This window comes from Mucilaginibacter kameinonensis (genome assembly GCF_003675385.1).
Classification (GTDB): Bacteria; Bacteroidota; Bacteroidia; order Sphingobacteriales; family Sphingobacteriaceae; genus Mucilaginibacter; species Mucilaginibacter kameinonensis.
This window is the reverse complement of record NZ_RCWZ01000001.1, coordinates 1161256-1186257: the sequence shown is the minus strand read 5'-3', so window position 1 is coordinate 1186257 and position 25002 is coordinate 1161256. Positions and strand designations below refer to the sequence as shown.

General features: G+C 41.6%; 24 protein-coding genes. 20 read left to right on the top strand and 4 right to left on the bottom strand.

Annotated features, from left to right (window positions below; all coding sequences use genetic code 11):
* Positions 1–32: 32 nt before the first annotated feature.
* The 8 genes from EAH55_RS05320 to EAH55_RS05285 all read left to right on the top strand — a co-directional run bounded on the left by EAH55_RS05320 (position 33) and on the right by EAH55_RS05285 (position 8189).
* A complete protein-coding gene (locus EAH55_RS05320; RefSeq protein ID WP_121808749.1) occupies positions 33–242 on the top strand; it encodes a hypothetical protein in 210 nt (69 codons plus the stop codon).
* Between the two features lie 215 nt (positions 243–457).
* A complete protein-coding gene (asnS, locus tag EAH55_RS05315; protein WP_121808748.1) occupies positions 458–1894 on the top strand; it encodes an asparagine--tRNA ligase in 1437 nt (478 codons plus the stop codon).
* Positions 1895–1995: 101 nt separating this feature from the next.
* The gene (locus tag EAH55_RS05310) at positions 1996–2472 is read left to right on the top strand and encodes an SRPBCC family protein (RefSeq protein WP_121808747.1); all 477 of its coding nucleotides are present in this window, start codon (positions 1996–1998) and stop codon (positions 2470–2472) included.
* 85 nt (positions 2473–2557) lie between these two features.
* Positions 2558–3100 (top strand): RBBP9/YdeN family alpha/beta hydrolase, encoded by a 543-nt coding sequence (locus tag EAH55_RS05305; protein ID WP_121808746.1) that lies wholly within the window; start codon positions 2558–2560, stop codon positions 3098–3100.
* A 245-nt stretch (positions 3101–3345) separates the two neighbouring features.
* The gene (locus tag EAH55_RS05300) at positions 3346–3717 is read left to right on the top strand and encodes a methionine-R-sulfoxide reductase (protein ID WP_121808745.1); all 372 of its coding nucleotides are present in this window, start codon (positions 3346–3348) and stop codon (positions 3715–3717) included.
* 560 nt (positions 3718–4277) lie between these two features.
* Positions 4278–5252 (top strand): ribonucleoside-diphosphate reductase small subunit, encoded by a 975-nt coding sequence (locus tag EAH55_RS05295; RefSeq protein WP_091212919.1) that lies wholly within the window; start codon positions 4278–4280, stop codon positions 5250–5252.
* Between the two features lie 146 nt (positions 5253–5398).
* Positions 5399–7771: a ribonucleoside-diphosphate reductase subunit alpha gene (locus tag EAH55_RS05290; RefSeq protein WP_112574739.1), complete on the top strand. Its 2373-nt coding sequence runs from the start codon at positions 5399–5401 to the stop codon at positions 7769–7771.
* A 193-nt stretch (positions 7772–7964) separates the two neighbouring features.
* Complete coding sequence (locus tag EAH55_RS05285) at positions 7965–8189, top strand: cysteine-rich CWC family protein (RefSeq protein WP_244228093.1); 225 nt, start codon at positions 7965–7967, stop codon at positions 8187–8189.
* 100 nt (positions 8190–8289) lie between these two features.
* On the opposite strand, the gene EAH55_RS31485 is transcribed toward EAH55_RS05285, so the two are convergent.
* Entirely contained in the window at positions 8290–8496 is a 207-nt protein-coding gene (locus EAH55_RS31485; protein ID WP_121808744.1) for a helix-turn-helix transcriptional regulator, read from the bottom strand.
* A 170-nt stretch (positions 8497–8666) separates the two neighbouring features.
* On the opposite strand from EAH55_RS31485, the gene EAH55_RS05275 reads away from it, so the two are divergent.
* From EAH55_RS05275 to EAH55_RS05220, 12 genes are all read left to right on the top strand, one after another.
* Positions 8667–8864, top strand: a complete 198-nt coding sequence (locus EAH55_RS05275; protein WP_121808743.1) for a hypothetical protein — start codon at positions 8667–8669, stop codon at positions 8862–8864.
* A gap of 18 nt (positions 8865–8882) precedes the next feature.
* Positions 8883–9104 (top strand): hypothetical protein, encoded by a 222-nt coding sequence (locus tag EAH55_RS05270; protein WP_121808742.1) that lies wholly within the window; start codon positions 8883–8885, stop codon positions 9102–9104.
* Positions 9105–9169: 65 nt separating this feature from the next.
* Positions 9170–10039 (top strand): CPBP family intramembrane glutamic endopeptidase, encoded by an 870-nt coding sequence (locus EAH55_RS05265; RefSeq protein ID WP_121808741.1) that lies wholly within the window; start codon positions 9170–9172, stop codon positions 10037–10039.
* A 73-nt stretch (positions 10040–10112) separates the two neighbouring features.
* Positions 10113–11303, top strand: coding sequence for an HlyD family secretion protein (locus tag EAH55_RS05260; RefSeq protein ID WP_121808740.1), 1191 nt, complete (start codon positions 10113–10115; stop codon positions 11301–11303).
* 18 nt (positions 11304–11321) lie between these two features.
* The gene (locus EAH55_RS05255; RefSeq protein ID WP_121808739.1) at positions 11322–13478 is read left to right on the top strand and encodes a peptidase domain-containing ABC transporter; all 2157 of its coding nucleotides are present in this window, start codon (positions 11322–11324) and stop codon (positions 13476–13478) included.
* A 166-nt stretch (positions 13479–13644) separates the two neighbouring features.
* Positions 13645–13827 (top strand): hypothetical protein, encoded by a 183-nt coding sequence (locus tag EAH55_RS05250; protein WP_112574741.1) that lies wholly within the window; start codon positions 13645–13647, stop codon positions 13825–13827.
* Positions 13828–14076: 249 nt separating this feature from the next.
* Positions 14077–14757 (top strand): hypothetical protein, encoded by a 681-nt coding sequence (locus tag EAH55_RS05245; protein WP_121808738.1) that lies wholly within the window; start codon positions 14077–14079, stop codon positions 14755–14757.
* 470 nt (positions 14758–15227) lie between these two features.
* Positions 15228–15641, top strand: a complete 414-nt coding sequence (gene rpsL, locus EAH55_RS05240; protein WP_073405808.1) for a 30S ribosomal protein S12 — start codon at positions 15228–15230, stop codon at positions 15639–15641.
* A gap of 19 nt (positions 15642–15660) precedes the next feature.
* Positions 15661–16128 (top strand): 30S ribosomal protein S7, encoded by a 468-nt coding sequence (rpsG, locus tag EAH55_RS05235; protein ID WP_110585619.1) that lies wholly within the window; start codon positions 15661–15663, stop codon positions 16126–16128.
* Positions 16129–16238: 110 nt separating this feature from the next.
* Positions 16239–18350 carry an elongation factor G gene (gene fusA / locus EAH55_RS05230; RefSeq protein ID WP_091212900.1) on the top strand — a complete coding sequence of 704 codons (2112 nt, stop codon included), beginning with the start codon at positions 16239–16241 and terminating at the stop codon, positions 18348–18350.
* 116 nt (positions 18351–18466) lie between these two features.
* Positions 18467–18772, top strand: coding sequence for a 30S ribosomal protein S10 (gene rpsJ / locus EAH55_RS05225; protein ID WP_022830652.1), 306 nt, complete (start codon positions 18467–18469; stop codon positions 18770–18772).
* Positions 18773–19390: 618 nt separating this feature from the next.
* Positions 19391–20473: an Ldh family oxidoreductase gene (locus EAH55_RS05220; RefSeq protein WP_121808737.1), complete on the top strand. Its 1083-nt coding sequence runs from the start codon at positions 19391–19393 to the stop codon at positions 20471–20473.
* A 174-nt stretch (positions 20474–20647) separates the two neighbouring features.
* On the opposite strand, the gene lepB (EAH55_RS05215) is transcribed toward EAH55_RS05220, so the two are convergent.
* The 3 genes from lepB (EAH55_RS05215) to lepB (EAH55_RS05205) all read right to left on the bottom strand — a co-directional run bounded on the left by lepB (EAH55_RS05215) (position 20648) and on the right by lepB (EAH55_RS05205) (position 24997).
* Positions 20648–22126, bottom strand: coding sequence for a signal peptidase I (lepB, locus tag EAH55_RS05215; RefSeq protein WP_121808736.1), 1479 nt, complete (start codon positions 22124–22126; stop codon positions 20648–20650).
* 22 nt (positions 22127–22148) lie between these two features.
* The gene (gene lepB, locus EAH55_RS05210; protein ID WP_121808735.1) at positions 22149–23288 is read right to left on the bottom strand and encodes a signal peptidase I; all 1140 of its coding nucleotides are present in this window, start codon (positions 23286–23288) and stop codon (positions 22149–22151) included.
* Between the two features lie 254 nt (positions 23289–23542).
* On the bottom strand, positions 23543–24997 hold the full coding sequence (gene lepB / locus EAH55_RS05205; protein ID WP_121808734.1) for a signal peptidase I: 1455 nt from the start codon (positions 24995–24997) through the stop codon (positions 23543–23545).
* Positions 24998–25002: the final 5 nt, after the last annotated feature.

The following is a 25002-nucleotide window of genomic DNA, read 5'->3' as shown; positions in this document are numbered from 1 at the left end:
CTTATCATTCGTATTAGTTGTAAATTTGTTTTATGAAAAAAGCTCTATTATTAATCGCCTCAGTATCATTCATGTTACTGGCTGGCTGTCAAAAAAATGGCGTAGCGCCTGCACAAGACAGTGCTACTGCTAAAAAAAGCATCCTTAATCAGTCATTGAATAAAGGCAAAGACACAATTATGGTTGGCAGCAAGGCGACTCCAAGCTTACGTCGTGACACCATTATGGTATCAGGTCAATAAGCTTCAGAAAAAGAAATAGCCGGGAGCCTGATATGCTCCCGGTTGTGTTTCCCCCGCACATCTTTTTCTTCCATCTCCCCTTCCCTTAATAATTTGCCTCGTTCCGCTCCTGTCCCTCGCTGTGTTTTTTAGCTGATGTTTCAAAGTAAGCTTTGATAATTAATTGTATTTTTGCGACTCTAAAAATTATACAGTTTTATACAGAATTACAATTTATGAGTCAGCGAACTAAGATCAAAGCATTGCTGCAAAGCCAGCAAACCGAAATTGATGTAACAGTTAAAGGATGGGTGCGCGCATTCCGTTCAAATCGTTTTATTGCTTTGAATGATGGCTCAACTAATAATAATATCCAGATTGTTGTCGATTTTGAAAACACCGACCCAGCTTTGCTTAAACGCATTACCGTTGGTGCAGCGCTAAGCGTTCAGGGCAAACTGATTGCCTCTTTAGGTAAAGGTCAAACTGTTGAAGTTGTAGCAAGTGAGATTGAAATTTTAGGCGACAGCGATCCTGAAAAATATCCTATCCAACCAAAAAAACATAGCCTGGAGTTTTTGCGCGAACATGCTCACCTGCGTTTCCGCACCAGCACCTTTGGCGCTATTTTCAGGGTGCGCAACAGTCTGGCATTCGCGGTGCACCAGTTTTTCCAGGAGCGCGGGTTTGTTTACCTGCATACACCGGTAATAACCGCTTCAGACGCAGAAGGTGCGGGCGAAACATTCCACGTTACCAACTTTGACCTGGATAACATCCCGAAAACCGAAACAGGGGAGATAGATTTCAAACAGGACTTTTTTGGCCGTGCCACTAACTTAACCGTATCCGGTCAGCTGGAAGGTGAACTTGGCGCTATGGCCCTGAGCGATATTTATACCTTCGGCCCAACTTTCCGAGCCGAAAATTCAAACACAACCCGTCACCTTGCCGAGTTTTGGATGATTGAGCCCGAAGTTGCGTTTAACGACCTGGTTGACAACATGGACCTTGCAGAGGACATGCTGAAATACGTGATCAAATATGCATTGGATAAAAATGCCGATGACATTGAGTTTTTAACCCAGCGTTTAACCGAGGAAGAAAAAACTAAACCGCAAAACGAGCGTTCGGAAATGTCATTGCTTGAAAAACTGCAATTTTGCTTAAATAACGATTTTGAACGCCTTACTTATACTGAAGCTATCGACATCCTGAAGGAATCAACCCCAAACAAAAAGAAAAAGTTTGTTTACCCGATTGAAGGCTGGGGCACCGATCTCCAGAGCGAGCATGAGCGTTACCTGGTTGAAAAACACTTCAAAAAACCGGTGATCCTGACAGATTATCCGAAGGAGATCAAAGCCTTTTATATGCGCCAGAACGATGACGGTAAAACCGTGCGTGCCATGGACATCCTGTTCCCGGGTATCGGCGAAATTGTTGGTGGTTCTCAGCGTGAAGAGCGTTTAGACAAACTGGAGCAACGCATGAACGAAATGGGCATCCCTACCGAAGAACTTTGGTGGTACCTGGATACCCGTCGTTTTGGTTCTTGCCCGCATGCCGGCTTTGGTTTAGGATTTGAGCGTTTGGTGCTGTTTGTTACCGGTATGGGCAACATTCGTGATGTGATCCCATTCCCAAGGTTCCCTAAAAACGCGGAATTTTAACCGTTGATTATTTTTTGATTTTTATAATTACGCTGATTATTGCAAGGGCGTAACACTATATTTAGGCTGTCGTTAAACGACAGCCTTTTTTGTTATAGCTTATGCCGTCACAGATCTTACTTGCTACCCATATTAATGCCCCCATTGAAAAAGTATTTGACATTGCCCGTAATATCGATGTACATGTAGAATCAACCAAACACACCGGCGAGCAAGCTATTGCCGGGCGTACAAGCGGCCTCATTGAACTTGGCGAAAGCGTTACCTGGCGGGCAAAACATTTCGGTATATGGCAAAACCTCACTTCTAAAATCACCGAAATGGAATATCCCAGTCATTTTACGGATATCATGGTTGAGGGCGCATTCAAAAGTTTTACGCATGAGCATTATTTTTACCCCATCCTTAACCAAACCATGATGCGGGATATTTTTACGTTTGAATCGCCGGGCGGGATCTTAGGAGATCTTGTGAACGGACTTTTTCTTTCAAACTACATGACGAGGTTGTTGCTGAAAAGAAATGAAGTGATCAAACAGGTTGCTGAAGCCCCCCAGCCCCCTAAAGGGAGAGCTTAACTACTTTAGCCTACTACGGGCAACTGTTTAAAAATCCATATATTGAGCATTCAATGATCAGACAATTTAACACCTTACCGAAATCATGACTTTCAACGCTGATATTCTTATACATCCGGGATTGGGTAATTCAGGCCCTCAACACTGGCAAAGCATTTGGGAAAAGCAGTTCAATTTCACCCGTGTTGAACAACAGGATTGGGAAACCCCGGTTTGCAGCGATTGGGTAAAAACTTTGAACGACTATGTAAAACGCTACGATCCGTCAAACGTAATTTTAGTTGGTCACAGTCTGGCTTGCGCTGCCATAGCCTATTGGGCCAGGCAATACAATATCGGGATAAAGGGCGCATTACTGGTTGCACCGAGTGATACCGAAGCGGATAGCTATCCAACCGGTACAAGTGGCTTTACGCCGATGCCTTTAGGAAAACTGCCATTCAAATCTATAACAGTGATTAGCAACAATGATTTCTACGTAACCCCGGAACGGGCCCACCTATTTGCAGACAGTTGGGGGAGTGAAGTTGTGAATATTGGTGACGCCGGCCATATCAATGCGTCAGCAAACTATGGCGACTGGAATAAAGGGCTGGATTTATTGAAAAAACTGGATACGGGATACTAATTCATAACGTCAGCTGAAGCCATGCTTAGCTACGGACTTTAAACCTGCGACAGCGATAATTACCTTCCCTCATCCGCACACCTGAAATTTGCACATCTGCACATTTAAATCCCCGTCAAACCAGTGTAAACATCAACTCGTAAAACATTATATCGCTCCAAATTGTCGTATCTTTATATAGATTAAAACATCGGATTGAGCTCATCAACCGGTGAAATTAAAACCAATCGGAGTAATCAAAATATATGGAGTACAATCAATTAACGCCCGAAGAAGAAAGGGTAATATTATACAAAGGCACCGAACGTCCGTTCACAGGTTCGTTGCTTAACAACAAGGCACAGGGCTTATACGTTTGCAAACGTTGCGACTCGCCGCTGTACCGTTCGGAAGATAAATTTGAATCGTTTTGCGGCTGGCCAAGCTTTGATGATGAAATTCCAGGAGCTGTTCGCCGTGAGACAGATGCGGATGGCCGGAGGGTTGAAATCTTATGCGCGAATTGTGGTGCCCACCTGGGCCACGTGTTTGAAGGGGAGTACATGACAGCTAAAAACACACGCCACTGCGTGAACTCGGTATCGATGAAATTTGTTCCGCTTGAGGACGTAAAATAAATCGTAAAACTTTGAGGAATACGCCCGTAAGTTGATGACTTACGGGCGTATTTGTTTTCCACATTTTCACAGGATGTGTAATTTATTTTACAATTTTAATTTTGATACTTTCACACAGCAAAAGCATTTCACAATTGGCAATAATTGTCGGTAAAACGTCAAGTAATTTACAATGTTAAATTATCGTAATCTGCAAGTTTCGAAGGCATTAATTTATAGCTGTGATTTTAACCCCCTCTTTTCAAGTTCATTAATTTTTAGTGTTAATAACTCCCATACACATAAGTGTTGATAACTCGGCTATTTGTGAAAAACTATCATTCACAAGTACACAACTCAAACATTAACTTTGCTCAACAAGTAATAAAAAAGGCATTCAGCCGGCAGCCCGACGCACTCGTCAATCCCTAATTAAACAATTGGCTGTCAGAAAGTTACAGAACATAATTGCTAAGGAGCAATCCGATGGCATCAACAATGTAAGGCTTTATCAAAAAGTAAGGCCCGCTTTCGTGTCTGAATACCTCAACTGAAGGAAAATATAAAAAAGGTAAACGTTTATGAGTTTGGAAAACGAATTATTACTACGGGAAAACAAGGACCGGTTTGTTATCCTTCCCATCAAGTATCCCAAAATCTGGGAGATGTACAAAAAAGCGGAAGCCAGCTTCTGGACAGCCGAAGAGATCGATCTTTCGGACGACCTTAAACACTGGGAAAATCTTAATTCGGGCGAAAAACATTTCATTTCACACATCCTTGCATTTTTTGCAGCAAGTGACGGTATCGTGAACGAAAACCTGGCGGTAAACTTCATGAGTGAAGTGCAATTGCCTGAGGCTCGTTGCTTTTACGGTTTCCAGATCATGATGGAGAACATTCACTCTGAAACTTACGCCCTGCTGATAGACACCTACGTGAAAGATCCGGCCGAAAAAGATCGTCTTTTCCATGCCATTGAAACTGTACCATGTGTAGGCAAAAAAGCCGAGTGGGCATTAAAATGGATCAACAACGGCAACTTTGCCGAGCGCTTGGTTGCATTTGCGGCTGTTGAAGGCATTTTCTTTTCAGGTAGCTTTTGCTCTATATTCTGGCTTAAAAAACGTGGCTTAATGCCAGGCCTTACTTTCAGCAATGAGTTGATCTCGCGCGATGAAGGCTCACACTGCGAATTTGCCTGTTTATTATATAGCATGCTTGAAAACAAACTTCCGCAAGAGCAGGTTACCAAGATCATTACCGATGCGGTTGAGATAGAAAAAGAATTTGTAACCGACGCGTTGCCGGTTAACCTGATAGGCATGAACGCCAAACTGATGAGCCAATACATTGAATTTGTGGCCGACAGATGGCTGAGCGAACTGGGTTACGATAAATATTATAACGCGACCAACCCATTCGATTTCATGGAAATGATCTCGTTGCAGGGAAAAACCAACTTCTTTGAAAAACGCGTAGGCGACTATCAAAAAAGTGGTGTACTGAACGCATCGGCCGAAAGCAAAAGCTTTTCACTTGATGATGATTTTTAGGTTTGGAGATTAGAGGTTAGGCTTTACTCCAATATCAGGCAATCCTCAAATCAGGAAAATCAAGGTTCAGGTTCAAGAAAATAATCAAATCACAATAATATTAACTAAAAAAGCTTCGCTTTTAACGGGGCAAAAGGAGGGGGAAAATGTTCGTAATAAAAAGAGACGGTAGAAGAGAGTCCGTAAAATTTGACAAGATCACAGCACGTATTGAAAAACTGTGCTATGGGTTTCAGTTAGTTGACCCTATTGATGTGGCTAAAAAGGTAATTGAAGGTTTATTTGATGGCGTAACCACCTCCGAGCTGGATAACCTGGCTGCCGAAACCGCCGCTTCATTAACCACCAAGCATCCTGATTATGCTTTGCTGGCTTCGCGTATAGCGGTATCAAACCTGCACAAAAACACCATCAAATCGTTTTCTGAAACCATGCGCCTCCTGCATGAATACGTTGACAAGAAAACCGGTAAAGATGCCTCACTTATTGCTGATGATGTTTGGGAAGTGATCCAGGAAAACGCTGAGTTACTTGATAGCACCATCATTTATGACCGCGACTTTGGTTTCGATTACTTCGGCTTTAAAACCCTTGAAAAATCGTACCTGTTAAAAATAGACGGTAAAATTGCTGAGCGTCCTCAACATTTGTTTATGCGTGTATCGGTAGGCATCCACAAGCACGATATTGAAAGCGCTATTAAAACATACCATTTAATGAGCGAGCGTTGGTTTACACATGCTACACCAACCCTGTTCAATGCTGGTACACCAAAACCACAAATGTCGTCATGCTTCCTGTTAACCATGAAAGATGACAGCATTGAAGGTATTTATGATACTTTGAAACAAACCGCTAAAATTTCGCAAAGCGCGGGTGGTATCGGTTTAAGCATCCACAATGTAAGGGCTACGGGTTCATACATCAGCGGCACTAACGGTACCAGCAATGGTATTATCCCAATGCTGCGTGTATTTAATGATACTGCACGTTATGTAGATCAGGGTGGTGGTAAACGTAAAGGCGCTTTCGCTGTTTACTTAGAGCCATGGCATGCCGATATCTTCGAATTCCTTGACCTGCGTAAAAACCACGGTAAAGAAGAAATGCGTGCCCGCGACTTGTTCTATGCCCTTTGGGTATCTGACCTGTTCATGCAACGCGTTGAAGCTAATGAAGATTGGAGCTTATTTTGCCCGCACGAAGCACCAGGCTTAGCCGATTGCTGGGGTAAAGAATTTGAAGAGCTTTACACCAAATACGAAAAAGAAGGCCGTCAGCGCCGCACTGTAAAAGCACAAGAGCTATGGTTTGCAGTACTTGACGCTCAGGTTGAAACCGGTACACCATACTTATTATATAAAGATGCTGCCAACGGTAAATCAAACCAGCAAAACTTAGGTACCATTAAAAGCTCAAACCTTTGCACCGAGATCATCGAGTATACCGATGCAAACGAAGTAGCGGTTTGTAACCTGGCTTCATTAGCGTTGCCACGTTACATCAACAACGGTGCTTTTGACCATGATAAACTATACGAAGTAACTTACCAGGCTACCGTAAACCTTAACAGGATCATTGATGGTAACTACTACCCTGTTAAAGAAGCCGAGTATTCAAACTTACGTCACCGTCCTATCGGCTTAGGTGTACAAGGTTTGGCCGATACTTTCATCCAGCTACGTATGCCGTTTGAAAGCGACGAAGCTAAAAAACTGAACATTGAGATTTTTGAAACCATCTACTTTGCAGCAATGACAGCTTCAAAAGATATGGCTATAAAAGATGGCGCTTACGAAACGTTCAAAGGCTCACCACTGTCACAAGGTAAATTCCAGTTTGACCTATGGGGTGTAAAACCGGAAAGCGGTCGTTGGGATTGGGAAAACCTGCGTTTAGATGTAATGAACCATGGCGTACGTAACTCATTGTTAGTTGCGCCTATGCCAACAGCGTCAACATCACAGATATTAGGCAACAACGAATGCTTTGAGCCATATACCTCAAACATTTACACCCGTCGTGTATTAAGCGGTGAGTTCATCGTAGTGAACAAATACTTATTACGTGACCTGGTTAACCTTGGCTTGTGGAGCACCAGCATGAAAGACAAGATCATCAGCGCTAACGGTTCAATCCAGGAAATTCCTGAGATCCCTGCTGATATCAAAGCATTGTACAAAACTGTTTGGGAAATCAAAATGCGTAGCATCATTGATATGGCTGCCGACAGGGGCGCGTACATTTGCCAGTCGCAATCTCTGAACTTGTTCATCAACTCGCCAAACGCTTCTAAGCTAACTTCAATGCACTTCTATGCATGGAAAAAAGGTTTGAAAACAGGTATGTACTACCTGCGTACACAGGCAGCTTCGCAAGCGGTTAAATTTACCGTTGAAAACCAGGGTGGTAAAAACATGGATCCGGTTATCCCAGCCGTTGTTGACGCCGTTGCCGACGAAATTCCTGCAGGCCCAACCTGCTCAATGGAAGAAGGCTGCGTGACTTGCTCTGCGTAAGTTTTTAGTCGGAAGTCCGAGGTCGGAAAGTCCGTAAGATAATTTTGAAGCCCATAGACTACGGTTTATGGGTTTTTTTCGTTTAGTTCATGGATCATAGTTATAGGTGCACTTTATTTATGACACTTACATTTTATAATTGCCGGTACCATTATCTATTTTTGCCCTACTCATGATCTATGAACCATAGGCCATGAACTCAAACAAAGAAATGCCCAAACACGAGATCATCCGTTGCGAACGTTGCGAAACACCTTTTGAATGTAAAGCCAATTCATTCACCAAGTGTCAATGCAGTACGGTGCAGCTCACCATTAACGAGGTGCAGTATGTGAGTGAGCTGTATGAGGGATGCTTATGTGCTAACTGCCTGCTAATTCTTCAGCAGGAGTATAGGGAGAGTATGGGATTGGTTTGATACTTAATATTTAATCCATTATCTAATATAGTTATCATATCAATAAGGCAACTATATTATACTTGTCAGATATATTTATCTATACCACTGGTGCTTCTTATTAAATCTGATGCGACAAAAGAGTCAACAAATCGATATTATATAAGTCGCATATCAATTCCAATTTTGAAATAGTAAGATCTGCCTTATTACTTTCCCAACTTATATATGCGTTTCTGCTAATTTCCAGATAAGCGGCCACTGCCTGCTGTGAATAGTTATGTTTATTCCGGAGCTTACGGAGCTGTATTCCAATATTTAATTTCAAGGCTTAGGTGTTTAAAAACACTGTAATATAATAAATAATATATATAAAAATGCCAAGTTTAAGTTGGCATTAAAAAAAAGTTAAATATTATTTTTGAATTAAGCATGGCCAGCCGAGGAGAAACCGAAAACCTTATAGAGTAGGTAAATATTAAATCTAAATCTGATAAAATGGAAAAAATGCTTTTGCAGAATTTCGATGTCATCGAACTAAATGACATCGAACAACGGGAAATTCTAGGTGGTAACCTTGCAACTTTTCTTGAAAAAGCGGTAACCGTAACAGTAAAAACCATAGGTGCTGCTGCAGTAGGCTTTAAAAACGGCGTAGTAGAAGGCTACAATTATGTTATGGACCTAACAAAATAATCTATTAAATTGAAAATCATGAAACTTGAAAATTTTAACCTAAACGATGCTTCATTAGTTGAATTAACAATAGATGAATGCGATCAAACCATTGGTGGTAGCTGGTACTCAGGAGTAGAATACCTGAGCAAAGCTGTTGGCGCTGTTGTTGGAGGCGCTGCTGCCGCATTGGTTAGAAGCGTTCAGTATGGACTTGATCACCCTGCAGGTATAAACCAGGGGATGGAAAACGTTCATTAATCGTCGTTTTTTGTAAGAAATATTGTCAGAAGCTTTTTTCTGACAATATTTCCCTAATTATATATATGAAAGAAGCTTTAAGAATTTGCCAGAAAGCAATTTTTTTTTCAATAGGTTATATTTTCATCGTTGGCTCGTTTACGTATGCCGGCAGTTTGTTGACGGGTATCGATCTTGATAAATCTGCTACCCAGTCGATTTCCATGGCCGGGCTTTTTCTGAAAATATTTGAATTAACGGGAACCCTGCTTACTATTTGGATATTTATGAAATACGTTAATAAAGAACGTCTACCGGCAATACGTTTAAAATCAGGCGTAAGAAAAGAGATATTATTTGGAATCCTGACAAGCCTTGCCATAATGCTAGCCGGATTTTCTATATTATTACTTTGCAGGCAAATTGAAGTTTCGGCCATCAATTTCAACGTGGCCAATTTACTTCTAAGCATAGGTATATTTATATGTATAGCTATAACAGAAGAGGCTTTGGTAAGGGGATACATTTTAAGAAAACTGATGCGTCACTACAACAAATGGACGGCATTAATCATCTCGTCGGTGATATTCAGCCTGATGCATATACTAAACCCTCATATCACTGCTATTTCGATAGTTAATTTGTTTTTGGCGGGCATCATATTAGGATTACCTTTCATTTTTACCGGAAATCTATGGTGCTCCATAGCTTTTCATTTTGGATGGAATTTTTTTCAAAGCCTTTTCGGATTTTCAGTCAGCGGGACAAACTTCCAGTCGGTAGTTATTCAAAAGCACCAAATAAACAATCTATGGACAGGCGCTTCTTTTGGTTTTGAGGGCTCGGTAATTTGTATCTTGTTTCAGATTTTAACTATTGCCTTTTTTTATTACCTATATAAGAAAAAACTGACGACTATACCTGTAATAGCTCTTTCAACAGTTTTGAGCAATTAACCAGACTCGTTTCATCCAAAACGTCTACTCCGTCATTACCTATTTAATTAGTTAATATATATACCTAATCCAAATGCGGCCAGATAATTTAGCGAGTTATAGTGAAGAAACTATTCATCAAAACGCCCTTGTTTACAAGTTTAAGATAAGCACTAAAAGCAAGTTAATTTATTCCACTACATTATTGTGCCTGTTAACCGGCATAGTAAGCCTGCCTTTTGTTTTTATAAAAATCAGCGTTAAAAGCGAAGGCGTAATTCAGTCGGTAAATGAAAGAACAGAACTTTTTGCCCCGGTAGGCGGCCGCTTACTTGAAGTAAAAATGGCAGATAACGCAACTGTTAAAATCGGGCAAACGCTATTGGTAATAGATGCTGCTTTAGCCAATCGCGAAAGCACACTGATAACCGAAAAAACTAAAAGCCTGCAGGCTTTTATAAGTGATTTAAAAAAAATAATCTTTTGCATAAAAAAAGATAGTAAAGCAGATAGTTTAATAAAATTAACTACCGGCCAGTATTTAGCGGGCTGGCAACAATATCAGCAAGAGCTAAACAAGGCCCAGATTGATAAAAATCAGGCCGAAACAGTTTATAAGCGCTATGAAATATTGTTTCGTAAAAATGTGATCACGATAGCCGAATTCGAAAAATATAAATTTGATTTTGATCAGGCCCAGGCTTCATTAAAATTGATCAAAAAAAAGTACGAGGCCCAATGGCAAGGCGACCTCACACAATATTACAATGATTTGCGACAGGTTAGCGGAGAAATGAACTCTGTTAGTGAAAATCAGAAACAGTATATTATAAAAGCCCCCATAAATGGGTCACTGCAAAACCTGGGGGGCCTTAAACCTGGGGGGTTTGTTTTTGCGAATCAAAAAATTGCAGAAATATCACCAAACGATAAATTAATTGCCTTTTGCTATATCAAGCCTAAAGATATCGGGCTCATTCATAAAGGGCAAAAAGCGCAGTTCCAGGTCGACGCTTTTAACTATAACCAATGGGGTGTAATTTCTGGCCATGTGACAGATATTTCGGATGATATTATGATTTCGTCAAACACCAACCAACCATTTTTTAAGGTTAAGTGCGTGATGGATAAAAACTTTCTTAAACTTAAAAACGGCTATCAGGGCAATATAAAAAAGGGGATGGGCATTGTTGCGCACTTCACTGTTACTGAAAGAAGTATTTACGAACTGCTTTATGATAAAGTAGATGACTGGATCAATCCTAATTTACGCGTCAATAATTAAACGCTATTTACCCCTCACATGAATATCAAGGTAAAACAAAGGGATATTACAGATTGTGGCGCCGCGTGCTTAGCATCCGTTTCGGCCCATTATAAATTAAACCTTCCCATTGCCAAAATTCGTCAATGGGCCGGTACCAATAAACAGGGTACCAGTATCTCAGGAATAATAGAAGCAGCAAAAAAATTAAACTTCGAGGCCAAAGGCGTAAGGGCAACATTCGAAAGTCTTTTTAAAGTTCCCCAGCCTTCAATTGCTCATATCATTGTAGATGGGCGCCTCCATCATTTTGTTGTTATCCATAAAATCACCAATAAATTCATCGAAATTATGGATCCCGCCGATGGACTGTTCCATAAAAAAACGCACAATGAATTTAAGGAAGTTTGGTCGGGCGCATTAATTTTATTATTACCGGGCGATACATTTGAAATTGGTGATAAAACCGTTTCGGTTAATAAACGCTTTTTCACTTTAATCTATCCACATCGTTCTATACTCATTCAGGTATTAACAGGAGCGATAATTTATACCCTTTTAGGTCTTTCCTCTTCAATTTTTGTACAGAAAATTATTGATTATGTATTGATCGATAACAATCGTAACCTTTTGAATATTATGAGCGTTACGATGGTCCTGCTCCTGGTGGCCCAATTTTTTGTTGGCGTAATCAAGAGTGTATTTTCTGTTAAGGTGGGACTAATGATTGATGCTCAGCTAATTTTAGGATACTACAAACATCTGTTAAGGTTACCCCAGCGTTTTTTTGATAGCATGCGTGTTGGCGAAATCATCTCGAGGGTAAACGATGCCGTTAAAATCAGGACCCTTTTAAACGATGTAAGTATAAATCTCGCCGTTAATGTTTTCATTGTAATATTCTCGTTTGCAATGATGTTCACCTACTATTGGAAACTTGCTTTAATTCTGCTTATCTCCGTTCCAGTTTATTTATCGATGTACATAATAGCAAACAAGGTAAATAAACGTATCCAAAGAAAATTGATGGAAAACTCGGCCGAGCTTGAGGCCAATCTGGTAGAGAGCCTCAACTCGATAGGAACAATAAAACGTTTTGGACTGGAGGATTTCTCCAATGAGAAAATGGAGACGAACTTCGTCAAACTATTAGATAGTGTATTTAATTCAAATATCGCTTCAATATATTTTAGCAGTTCGGTCGAAACAGTTTCCCGTTTATTATCAATTATTCTGTTATGGGTAGGGGCCTATTACGTTTTGGATAATTTGATAACGCCTGGCGAGTTGTTATCTTTTTATACCCTGATCGGCTATTTTATCGGCCCGGTTTCATCTTTAATAGGAATGAATAAATCCATACAAGATGCTGTAATAGCCGCCGACAGGTTGTTTGAAATTTTTGATCTGGAGCAGGAACAGCATAAAGACATCAACCTTAACGCCGAAAACTTAGGCGATATCATTTTTACGGATGTAACATTTGCATATGAAGATAGAACCCCTGTTTTTAACAAACTAAATTTAGTTATACCTAACGGAAAACTTACTTCAATAGTTGGTGAAAGCGGCTCGGGCAAATCAACAATTGCTTCTTTACTTCAATGCCTGTATAAGATAACCGATGGAAATATTTATATCGGCAATAACAATATCAAATATGTGAGCAATAGTTCGTTGCGTAAAACCATCTCGGTGGTTCCGCAAAATATCGAACTTTTTGCAGGCAATTTAATTGATAACATAGCTGTAGGAGATCACGACCCCGACATGTTTAAAGTAATTAAAATTGCAGACTCATTGGGCATTTTAAGCTTTATTGAAAGCCTGCCCAATGGCTTCCAAACCTATGTAGGAGAAAACGGAACAGCGTTATCCGGAGGTCAGAAACAACGGATCGCAATAGCAAGGGCTTTATATCGTGATCCTGATATATTAATTTTCGATGAGGCTACCTCCTCCCTCGACTCTGTTTCGGAAAAATACATTCAGGATGTTATACAATCATTGATAAACCAGCATAAAACCATCATTATTATCGCCCATAGGCTAAGTACCATTTATAAATCAGACAAGATTGTAGTTTTAGATAAGGGCTCAGTGGTTGAAGAAGGCACACATCAAAAACTAATTGAAAGAGAGGATTTTTATTTCCGGCTGTGGCATCAGCAATTCCCGGCTCTTATCTTCCAATAATTGATAAGCGCTTGTTATATCTTCCGGATGGTTCTCTTTATATCCGATGAGCTGGCTTATCCCTATTTGTCACATTAATCCATTCCCCATTTTAATCCTTTTCAATTTCTATTAGTCATATATGTGTACATCTTCAATAAAGATGATGGATTAAAGAATTTACGCCATGAAAAGGAAATTTGTTGCTTTGGCACTATTAATATCAGCAGTAGTATCTGTAACCTCAGGTTGTGTAGTACGTGAAGATTATGGTCACCACCATAGGTACCGTAATGGATATAACAACGGTTATAATAATGGCTACCAGAATGGTAGCGATCATGGCCATTACCACGACCGCGGTTATTAAGATTGTTAATTTAAGTTTTCTATAAGTAGTTTAGTGAGTGATGAAAGAGGGCGTCGGGTTTTACCGGCGCTCTTTTTATGCTTTCCAACTGTGGCAGCGCCGAATTTTATTGCGCACCTTGTCAAATCTGGTTGTATTTTCAAAACAAAAATCAACAAAAATAAAATTTAACAAAATTTAATTCTGAATATTTTGGATTTTCAAAATCATTTTTTGTAAGTTTGAATCATACATCATAAACCTATTAAAATGACCAGCATTAAAACTACCATGAACCGTGTGTGCAGGTTTACATTTACCTTATTACTTGTAGCAAGCGCCATCACTACTATCGCCAAAACTCAAAAGCATCCAACAGCAATTATTGCGGATACCCAGCTCAAAGCCTTTGAGGGAACTTACCAGCAAACAGATAACGAATACAGGGTATATAAATTAGTAGCCGATGGTAATAAATTGATAGCCCAACAGCTTGGCGGAGATCAAAAGATAACGCTAACCCGAAAATCTGACCTTGAATTTGAGTTTTTGGATGACGACGGGGATGAAAAAGTTCCGGTTGTATTTAAAAAGGGCGAAACCGGCGAAATAAATCAGGTTATCCTGGCAGGCAAACAAACATGGACAAAGTTAAAAAGTTATACCCCACCCAAGGAGGTACAACTAAAACCTGAACAAATAAAAGTTTTGGCAGGCAAATACCAATCAGATGTAAGGACTGACCTTTCTATTCAAATCAGTGCGACAGCAGATGGCTTGATACTTAAGCAATCCTGGGATGGCAAAGAGATCAATTTTAAACCACTGTCGGAAGTGTTGTTTTTGAACTCACCGCTTTGCTTTTCATTAAAATTTACCAAAGATGCCGGTGGCAGCCCCGTTAAAGTACTGGCTTTCAACCGCGATACCTGGAATAAAATAAAAGAATAAGCTTCCTGATTAAATCCATATATAAAGTATTATGGGCCGGCCCGCTGTTACCTAAACCTGGTTACATCGGTGACCGGCCCTTTTTCTATGCACATATATCTGCAATAGGGATGGAAGTGGATACCGGCCATTGCGCGTAAGGCCTGCAGGCGTATGAACGTACAGCCCGGGCCGAAGGCATTGTCCAAGTTATCTGAACCGGGATTAAACGGATTGGCGGATTTATCGGATTTGTCTGAACTCGAATTAAACGAATTAAAGAATTTATTGAAATTATTGCTTCTGTTAATTCTTTAATTCCAGAAATCCGGGTTCAGACAAATCCGTGTTTAGAAAGAATTACAACCATCACGCCATCAACTTCTTCCCCTCAAAAAAACTTTCACACAACTACTTGAAAATCAAAAATAATGTTCGTACTTTTGCAGTCCCGAAATGCGGGATAAAATAATTAGACAAAAAAGCAAGAAATGCCTACTATTCAGCAATTAGTTAGAAAAGGTAGAGTAGCTCTGGTTGACAAGAGTAAGTCACCAGCGTTGGACAGCTGTCCACAGCGAAGAGGCGTATGCACACGTGTGTATACCACTACCCCTAAAAAACCAAACTCAGCAATGCGTAAAGTTGCCCGTGTGCGCTTAACCAACGGTAAAGAAGTAAACGCTTACATCCCAGGTGAAGGTCACAACTTACAGGAGCACTCTATCGTTTTGATCCGCGGTGGTCGTGTTAAAGACTTACCAGGTGTACGTTACCACATCATCCGTGGTGCACTGGATACATCAGGTGTAGCTGGCCGTAACCAACGTCGTTCAAAATATGGTACCAAACGTCCTAAACCAGGTCAGGTAGCAGCAGCGCCAACAAAAGGTAAAAAGAAATAATTAAGGAGGATAGAAAGCAATGAGAAAGTCAAAACCAAAAAAGAGAATTATCCTTCCTGATCCAAAGTTCAATGATACTTTGGTAACAAGGTTTGTAAACAATATGATGTATGATGGTAAAAAATCTACCGCATACGCTATATTCTACAACGCCGTTGAAATTGTTGAGAAAAAAACAAGCGAAAACGGTTTAGAAACCTGGAAAAAAGCTTTGAACAACGTAATGCCTGCTGTTGAAGTAAAAAGCCGCCGTGTAGGTGGTGCTAACTTCCAGGTACCTACAGAGGTTCGTCCTGAGCGTAAAGTAGCTTTGGGTATGAAATGGCTGATCAGCTATGCTCGTCGTCGTGGTGAAAAAACCATGATGGAGAAATTAGCCGGCGAAATCATCTCTGCAGCTAAAGGCGAAGGTGCCGCTGTTAAGAAGAAAGAAGATACGCACAAAATGGCTGAGGCTAACAAAGCGTTCTCACACTTCAGGTTCTAAAAGATTTAGATTACACCGATTTAATAATAAGATTACACCGATTATTTACGTTTACACTTTTTAATCGGTGTAATCATTAAAGGGTCAAGTGAAATCACAAAACAAATAAAATGTCAAGAGATCTAAAATATACAAGAAACATTGGTATTGCCGCTCACATTGATGCTGGTAAAACTACCACTACCGAGCGTATCCTTTACTATGCTGGTGTAAGCCACAAAATTGGTGAGGTACACGAAGGTGCCGCTACTATGGACTGGATGGCCCAGGAGCAGGAGCGTGGTATCACCATCACTTCGGCTGCAACAACCGTAAACTGGAAATACCGTAACCATAACTATCACATGAACATCATTGATACCCCGGGTCACGTGGACTTTACCGTAGAGGTAAACCGTTCATTGCGTGTACTTGACGGCCTGGTGTTCTTATTCAGCGCGGTTGACGGTGTTGAGCCTCAGTCAGAAACTAACTGGCGTTTGGCTAACAACTACAACGTACCGCGTATTGGTTTCGTTAACAAAATGGACCGCTCTGGTGCCGATTTCTTAAACGTGGTAAAACAAGTTAAAGAAATGTTAGGCAGCGTTGCTATCCCATTGCAGTTACCTATCGGTGCTGAAGACCAGTTTAAAGGTGTGGTTGATTTGATCAACTTCCGTGGTATTGTTTGGAATGAGCATGATAAAGGTATGACCTTTACTGAAGTGCCTATCCCTGCCGATATGCTTGACGAAGCTACTGAGTGGAGAGAGAAATTATTGGAAGCAGTTGCTGAGTTTGATGACTCTTTAATGGAGAAATTCTTTGAAGATCCTACAACCATCACTGAGCGCGAAGTATTGGACGCTTTACGTCAGGCTACTTTGGCCGGCAAAATCGTTCCGATGACTTGCGGTTCATCTTTCAAAAACAAAGGTGTACAAACCATGCTTGACTATGTGATGGAGTTAATGCCTTCACCTCTTGATTCAAAAGGTGTTGTTGGTACTAACCCTGACACCGGTGCCGAAATTTTGGTTAAACCAGACGTTAAAGAACCATTTGCAGCATTAGCATTTAAAATTGCTACCGACCCATTCGTAGGTCGTTTGTGCTTCATCCGTGTTTACTCTGGTAACCTTGATGCAGGTTCATACGTGTACAATATGCGTTCAGAAAGCAAAGAGCGTATCAGCCGTATATTCCAGATGCATGCTAACAAGCAAAACCCTATCCCTAACGTGGGTGCAGGTGATATTGCTGCGGTAGTAGGCTTTAAAGATATCAAAACAGGTGATACCCTTTGCGACGAGAAACATCAGTTGGTTCTTGAGTCAATGGTATTCCCTGAGCCGGTTATCGGTTTGGCAATTGAGCCTAAAACTCAGGCCGACGTTGATAAATTAGGTATCGCTTTAGGTAAACTGGCCGAAGAGGATCCAACTTTCCGCGTACAAACAGATCAAGACACTGGTCAAACAGTTATCTCTGGTATGGGTGAGTTACACCTTGATATTTTGATGGACCGTTTAAAACGCGAGTTTAAAGTGGAAGTTAACCAGGGTGCTCCTCAGGTAGCTTACAAAGAGGCTATCACAGGTACTATTCAACACCGTGAAACTTACAAGAAACAAACTGGTGGTCGTGGTAAATTCGCGGATATCCAGGTTGTTATCTCTCCAGCCGACGACAACAAAGAAGGCTTGCAATTTGTTAACGAAATTGTTGGTGGTTCAATTCCACGTGAGTTTATCCCATCTGTTGAAAAAGGCTTCAAAGCCGCTATGGACAATGGTGTACTTGCAGGTTACCCACTTACAAGCTTAAAAGTTCGTTTGATTGATGGTTCATTCCACGCTGTCGATTCGGACGCGTTATCATTCGAGATCGCCGGTCGTTCTGCTTACCGTGAGGCATTGCCTAAATGTAAACCGGTATTGCTTGAGCCAATCATGAAAATCGAGATCTTAACCCCTGAAGAAAACATGGGTGATGTTATCGGTGACATGAACCGTCGTCGTGGCCAACTGCAAGGTATGGACACCCGTAACGGTGCACAGGTAATCAAAGCAATGGTACCACTTTCTGAAATGTTTGGTTACGTAACTCAATTACGTACTATCACTTCAGGCCGTGCAACTTCAACTATGGAGTTTGACCATTACGCTGAAGCACCTCGTAACGTACAAGACGAAGTTGTTGCCAAATCAAAAGGCCGCAAACAAGTTGCTATCGACTAACAATCAATTTTGAATTACTGGATTAGCTACGATAGCTGATTCAGTAATTCAATAAATAATAAAAATCAACTATCCCTAATAAATAGCTCTTAGGGTAGTTAAAATTCAAATTAACAATGAGCCAAAGAATCAGGATCAAATTGAAATCTTACGATTACAACCTGGTAGACAAATCTGCCGAGAAAATCGTAAAAACAGTAAAGCCAACTGGCGCTGTAGTTAGCGGACCACTTCCGTTACCAACCGAAAAGAAAATCTTCACCGTATTACGTTCACCACACGTAAACAAAAAAGCACGTGAGCAATTCCAACTTTGCTCATACAAGCGCTTATTAGACATTTACAGCTCTAACTCAAAAACTGTAGATGCCCTGATGAAGCTTGAATTGCCAAGCGGTGTTGAGGTTGAGATCAAAGTTTGATAGACGACCGGCCCACTGAAAGGTGTGGGACAAAAAATAAAAAAGACCATTTGCGTAAGCGGATGGTCTTTTTTGGTTGGATATATTTATTGCATTAGCTGTAAGGAAATGAAGCAATCATCACCAGCCGTCATTGCGAGGCACGAAGCAATCCCCAACTTTACCGGACAACCATGCCAATCTCCCCTGTATAGTTCGCGATTGCTTAGTACCTCGCAATCACGTATGTTTTAACAATTTATTTAAGCAAGCTGCTGTTGGGGGGCGTTGCCTGCGGCCCGGGCTGTGCGCTCATACGCCTGCAGGCCTTATTCACGGGCCGGTATCCGCTCCCATCCCTAACGCGGAACTTTGTCTGAACCATGATTTATAGGATTTACAGGATTTTGCCTGTCTGCTTTGGTCTGAACTCGAATTTGGGTGAATTAAGGAATGACCAGAATGCTCAGCAAATTCGATAAATTCTTATAATTCCTTAAAATTCAGGTTCAGACAAAAAATCCTGCCCATCCCAAAAATCCCCCCAAATCCCGGTTCAGACAAAAATCAATCGGTGAAATCCCCGAAAAATCAACAAAATCAGCGTAATCAAAAAAATCAACGGTTATCTTTGCCGCTATGCTGATATCACCATCTACCCTACGCACATTTACCGAAGATGTATTTAAAGCCATAGGCTGCAGTCATGAACATGCTGTATTAGCTGCTGATGTGCTGCTCAAATCTGATCTGCGGGGTATTGACTCGCATGGCGTGGCCCGTTTAAGCGGCTATGTACGCCTGTGGGAGAAGAAACGCATTAATCCAACTCCCAACATCCGGATAGTTCACGAAACGCCTACAACAGCTACCATTGATGGCGATGCGGGTCTTGGATTGGTGATTGCACCTTATGCGATGGAAGTAGCCATTAAAAAGGCCGAGTTATACGGTTCGGGTTGGGTTTCGGTGCGTAATTCCAATCATTTTGGCATTGCCGGTTACCATGGATTGATGGCCGTGGAGAAAGATATGATAGGCTTTGCCATGACCAATGCCAGTCCGCTGGTGGCGCCTACTTTTTCAAGCGAACGACTTCTGGGTACCAATCCCATGTGTTATGCTTTCCCGGCAGGTAAATACCCTCCGGTGATAGTTGATTTGGCAACCTCCGCCGCGGCTAATGGTAAACTGGAAATAGCCCAACGTTTGGGAAAACAAGTTCCTGAAGGTTGGATCCAGGATAAAGAAGGCAATTACACTACTGATCCTCACGCGTTGAAAACCGGCGGCTCACTCCTTCCCCTGGGTAGCGACCGTGATCATGGCAGCCATAAAGGCTTCGGACTCAGCGCTACGGTTGATATTTTATCGGCAGTACTGTCGGGTGCAAATTATGGACCCTGGGTGCCGCCGTTTGTGGCATTTCTTGATCCGCCAAACGATCCGGTTGGCCAGGGCATTGGGCACTTTTTAGGCGCTATGCGCGTTGACGGCTTCCGCCCGGTAGATGAATTCAAAAATCACTTAGATAACTGGATAGAACGCTTTAAATCGTCGGCTACAGTCGATGCCGATCAAAAAGTAATCATCCCCGGCGAACCCGAGCTGGAAGCCGAAGCCGACAGAATGGCTAATGGCATACCATTAGTTGATTCGGTTGTTGAAGATCTAAATCAACTGGCGGAAAGGTTTGGAATAGAGCCACTACGGCGGGTTTAGCACAGCGTAACCCGTGGGGACTATGATGTGCTTACAAAAAGTTCAGCTGAAAGCTGAAACCGTGCTAAACCACGGGCTGAAAGCCCGCGGCAGTTAAGTTCTATAATAGAAAAGGCCTGTTTTGCTGAGCAAAACAGGCCTTTTCTATTGCTCCCCCTTTAGGGGGTTAGGGGGCTAATGGATCAGATTAAACAACCTGCTCCAGCGAATTTTGTGAATGAACGAAGCGTTGTCATCAACACTCATCCAGATGAATAATGCCTTGCCTACAATATGGTCTTCTGGAACAAAGCCCCAGAAACGTGAATCTTCTGAATTATGACGGTTATCGCCCATCATAAAATAATAGTTAAGTTTAAAGGTGTAGCTATCGGCTTTCTTGCCATTAATCAGAACGTCGTTACCGTTTACCTCAACCTTATTGCCTTCATAAACAGCTATAGCGCGACCGTAGATTGGGAATGTTAAGCTATCCAGTTTTACTGTCCAGCCTGCTTTAGGTACAATAATAGGTCCGTAATTATCTACGTTCCATTTATAATCAGGGGTATTTGCCCCTAATTTGTAATTAGAGAAAATGGTTGGATAAACCGGATTCATCGGATCAGACGCGCCCCTTGGTGTTAACCTTGGTGTAACCGATTTTATGTTAGAATATCCTCTTAACGCTTTCGCTGATTCCTCGGTGGTATTGGTTATAAACTCGTTGTTGTTTATAGATGAGAGATCTGACAGGTGCAAATCGGTTGCAATCTGCGGATTAAGCTCGTTTCCATCTGTTTTAACATCATAGGTAATCTCACCTTTAGGAGGCGTAATAGCGGCCTTGCCATTGATAAATACCTGCGCGTTAACAACACTCAGTGTATCACCTGGCGTACCCTGGCAACGCTTGATATAGTTCTCACGTTTATCAACCGGCCTGAAATACGGCGAATCAGCATCCATCGGGTAGTTAAATACCACCACATCACCTTTCTTGATATCAGCTAAACCAGGCAAACGGTAGTATGGCAGTTCAATGCCATCCCAATAAGCCTTAGTGTTAATAAGCGGCATGGTGTGATGTGCAAAAGGGAACGCGACAGGCGTCATGGGTAAACGTGCGCCATAGTTCACTTTGCTTACAAACAGGTAATCGCCAATAAGCAATGAGCTTTCCATCGAGGCGCTGGGAATCACATAAGCCTCAATAAATAAGGTACGGATCAAGGTAGCTGCTATTACCGCAAAAATGATAGCATCAGCCCATTCGCGTGCCTGGGTCTTCTTTAAGGCAATCTTGTATTTTGTCCTAAACTCCGGACTGGCCGATTGACCTAAATATTTAGTGTCTTTATCGTTACCCCATTTAGGGAAATAAATAAAAGGCAAAACAACACCCTGAGCATGTTCGGCAAAGGTGAACTTGCCATACGATTTCAAAAAATCAACAATCAGGCCTAAAGCTATTAAAAAGTTTAAACCGGGTATCAGCAACATGATGAACCACCACACAGGCCTTCCGGTGAGCTTAATGATGATAAAAAAGTTATAGAGCGGTACTATGCCCTCCCAACCTGGTCTTCCTGCCTTTTCAAACAGTTTCCACAAACCTGCAAATGGCAATACTATAAAAAGAACAAATGCAATTACTAATCCAATTCCGTTCACTTCAGTGTTTTTATATTTTCAATTAATGTATTCCCCTGAACAGTCTGTTCCACCTTATTTTATCAAAGAAAGTGGCTGTACTATCTATACTCATCCAGGTAAATAATGCCTTACCTACCACGTGATCTTCAGGAACAAAGCCCCAAAAGCGCGAATCTTCCGAATTATGACGGTTATCACCCATCATAAAATAGTAGTTAAGCTTAAAGGTATAAGTATCGGCTTTTTTTCCGTTAATCATGATATCCTTGCCAACAACATTTACTTTATTGTTTTCATAGATCTCTATAGCGCGACCATAAACCGGGAACGTGAGGCTATCCAATTTAACTGTCCAGCCTTTCTTAGGGATAATAATTGGCCCGTAGTTGTCCACATTCCATTTAAAATCCGGGAAGTTAGGCGTGATCTTATAACGCGGATATTTGGTTGGATAAACCGGGTTCAGCGGATCGCTGGTGCCTTTAAGCGTAACAGCCGGCACAATTGACTTTACGTTGGAATAGGTTTTCAGTGTAGCTGCCGACTCTTTCCCCATCATCATTTCGTAACGGTTACCGGTATTCCCCCTGATCTCTATTTTAAGTTCATTTAAAATAGCCGGATTAAATTCCTGGCCGTTGGTTTCAACAAAATAACCTTCCTTGCCCCTTTCCGGGCTTGGAGCAGCTTTACCATTGATATAAACCTGCGCGTCAACCACACTTAAAGTATCGCCTGGCGTACCCTGGCAACGTTTAATAATATTTTCGCGTTTATCAACCGGTCTGAAATATGGCGAATCAGCCTCTATTGGCGCGTTAAATACAACAATGTCTCCTTTTTTAATATCGCTTAAGCCCGGCAGACGGTAGTAAGGCAACTTAACACCACCCCAATAGGCCTGAGTGCCCCATGGCGTTGTATGGTGCATAAACGGAAAGGAAACGGGAGTTATCGGCATCCTTGCACCATAGTTAACCTTGCTCACAAACAGGTAGTCGCCAATTAAAAGCGAGTTCTCCATCGAACCGCTGGGGATCACGTAGGCTTCGATAAACAGCGTACGGATAAGGGTAGCGGCTATTACTGCAAATATGATGGCGTCGCCCCATTCACGGAGCGCGCTTTTTTTCTTTTTTACTTTACTTGAATCTTTCTTTTTCCAGAATTTCCAGTTCATATCCGTATTGATGTGCAAATTTCAGATGTGCAAATGTGCAGATTTTTTAATGTTTATATTTTATATATAAGATATATGTTACACGTTATATGTTACGCTCTTCAATATTAATTATTGGTTCCGAAAAATTCCTCATCTGCACATCTGAAATCTGCACATCCGCACATCTTCCCTCATCTGCAGATCTGTAATTTGCATATCTGCACATCTCCCTCTCATCTGCACATCTGAAATCTGCACATCTCCCCGCACATCTAATTAATTCTCCTAAATACCCTATCCCACCTGATCTTACACCACGACGGCGAATTAGCATCCCAGCTCATCCATACAAATACGGCTTTACCTACAATATGATCTTCCGGAACAAAACCCCAAAAGCGCGAATCTTCCGAATTGTGGCGATTATCGCCCATCATCCAATAATAGTTCATTTTGAAGGTGTAGCTGTTGGTTTTAATCCCATTGATCAGGAATTCTTTTCCATTAACCCGTACCTTGTTATTTTCATACACTTCGATAGCCCTGCGGTAAAAAGGCATGGTTGTACTGTCCAGCTTAACCGTCCATCCCACTCGCGGTATAATAATGGGACCAATGTTATCCTCGTTCCACCGGAAATGGGGATCATGCGGAAAAACCTCCGGGTCGTATACACCTCTTAATTTAATATCTGGCTTTACAGCTTTAATGTGAGGATACGCTTTCAGTTTTTCGGCCGATTTTGCTGTGGTATTGACAGTAAAATCCACCTTAGTAAACTGCTGGATATCTTCCAGGTGCAGATCATATTGTGTACCTCGGTCAAACACATTTTCTGAGCCATCTGTACGCACCCGGTATTCCATTTCTCCGTTTGGCGGATTGGCTATCAGGCGGTTGTTTACATACACCTGTCCGTATTCCATTTTTATGGTGTCACCGGGAGCCGCCTCACATCGTTTGATATAATTTTCCTGCTTATCTACCGGACGGTAAAACGGCGAATCGGCATCCATTGGATAATTGAACACAACCGCGTCGCCTCTTTTAACCTCACTAAAGCCCGGTAGCCGATAATACGGTAGCTTTACACCATCCCAATAAGCCCTGGTACCCATAAGCGGCATGGTATGATGTGCAAAAGGGAATGCAATAGGAGTCATGGGCAGGCGGGCACCATAATTGATCTTACTCACAAACAAAAAGTCGCCCACCATTAGTGAGCTTTCCATTGATGACGTGGGAATGGTGAAGGCCTCCAGGAAAAGCCCGCGAATTACCGTTGCCGCTATTACGGCAAACAAGATAGCCTCTGTCCACTCCCGTACGCGTGATTTATCCAGGTCGCGATATTGCTCCCTGAAATCACTGCTTCCCGAGGGCCCAACATAGCGGGTATTTTTATCAAAGCCCCATTTAGGGATAAAAATAAAAGGCAACAGTACCGACATGGTAATTTGCCCGATACCTACCTTCCCGAACGATTTAATGAAATCAACAAGGATACCTATGCTTATAATGAAGTTTATGCCCGGTATTAAAAGCAGCAAAAGCAACCATAACGGCCTTTGGCTTAGTTTGAGCATGATGTAAAGGTGATAGACCGGGATGAGCGCCTCCCAGCCACGGCGACCCGCCTTTTCGAAAAGCTTCCAATACCCGGCCAGTATTAAAATCAATAGCGGGCTTATCAAGATATAAAACCCAATATAGCCCGCTATTGTCATTTATG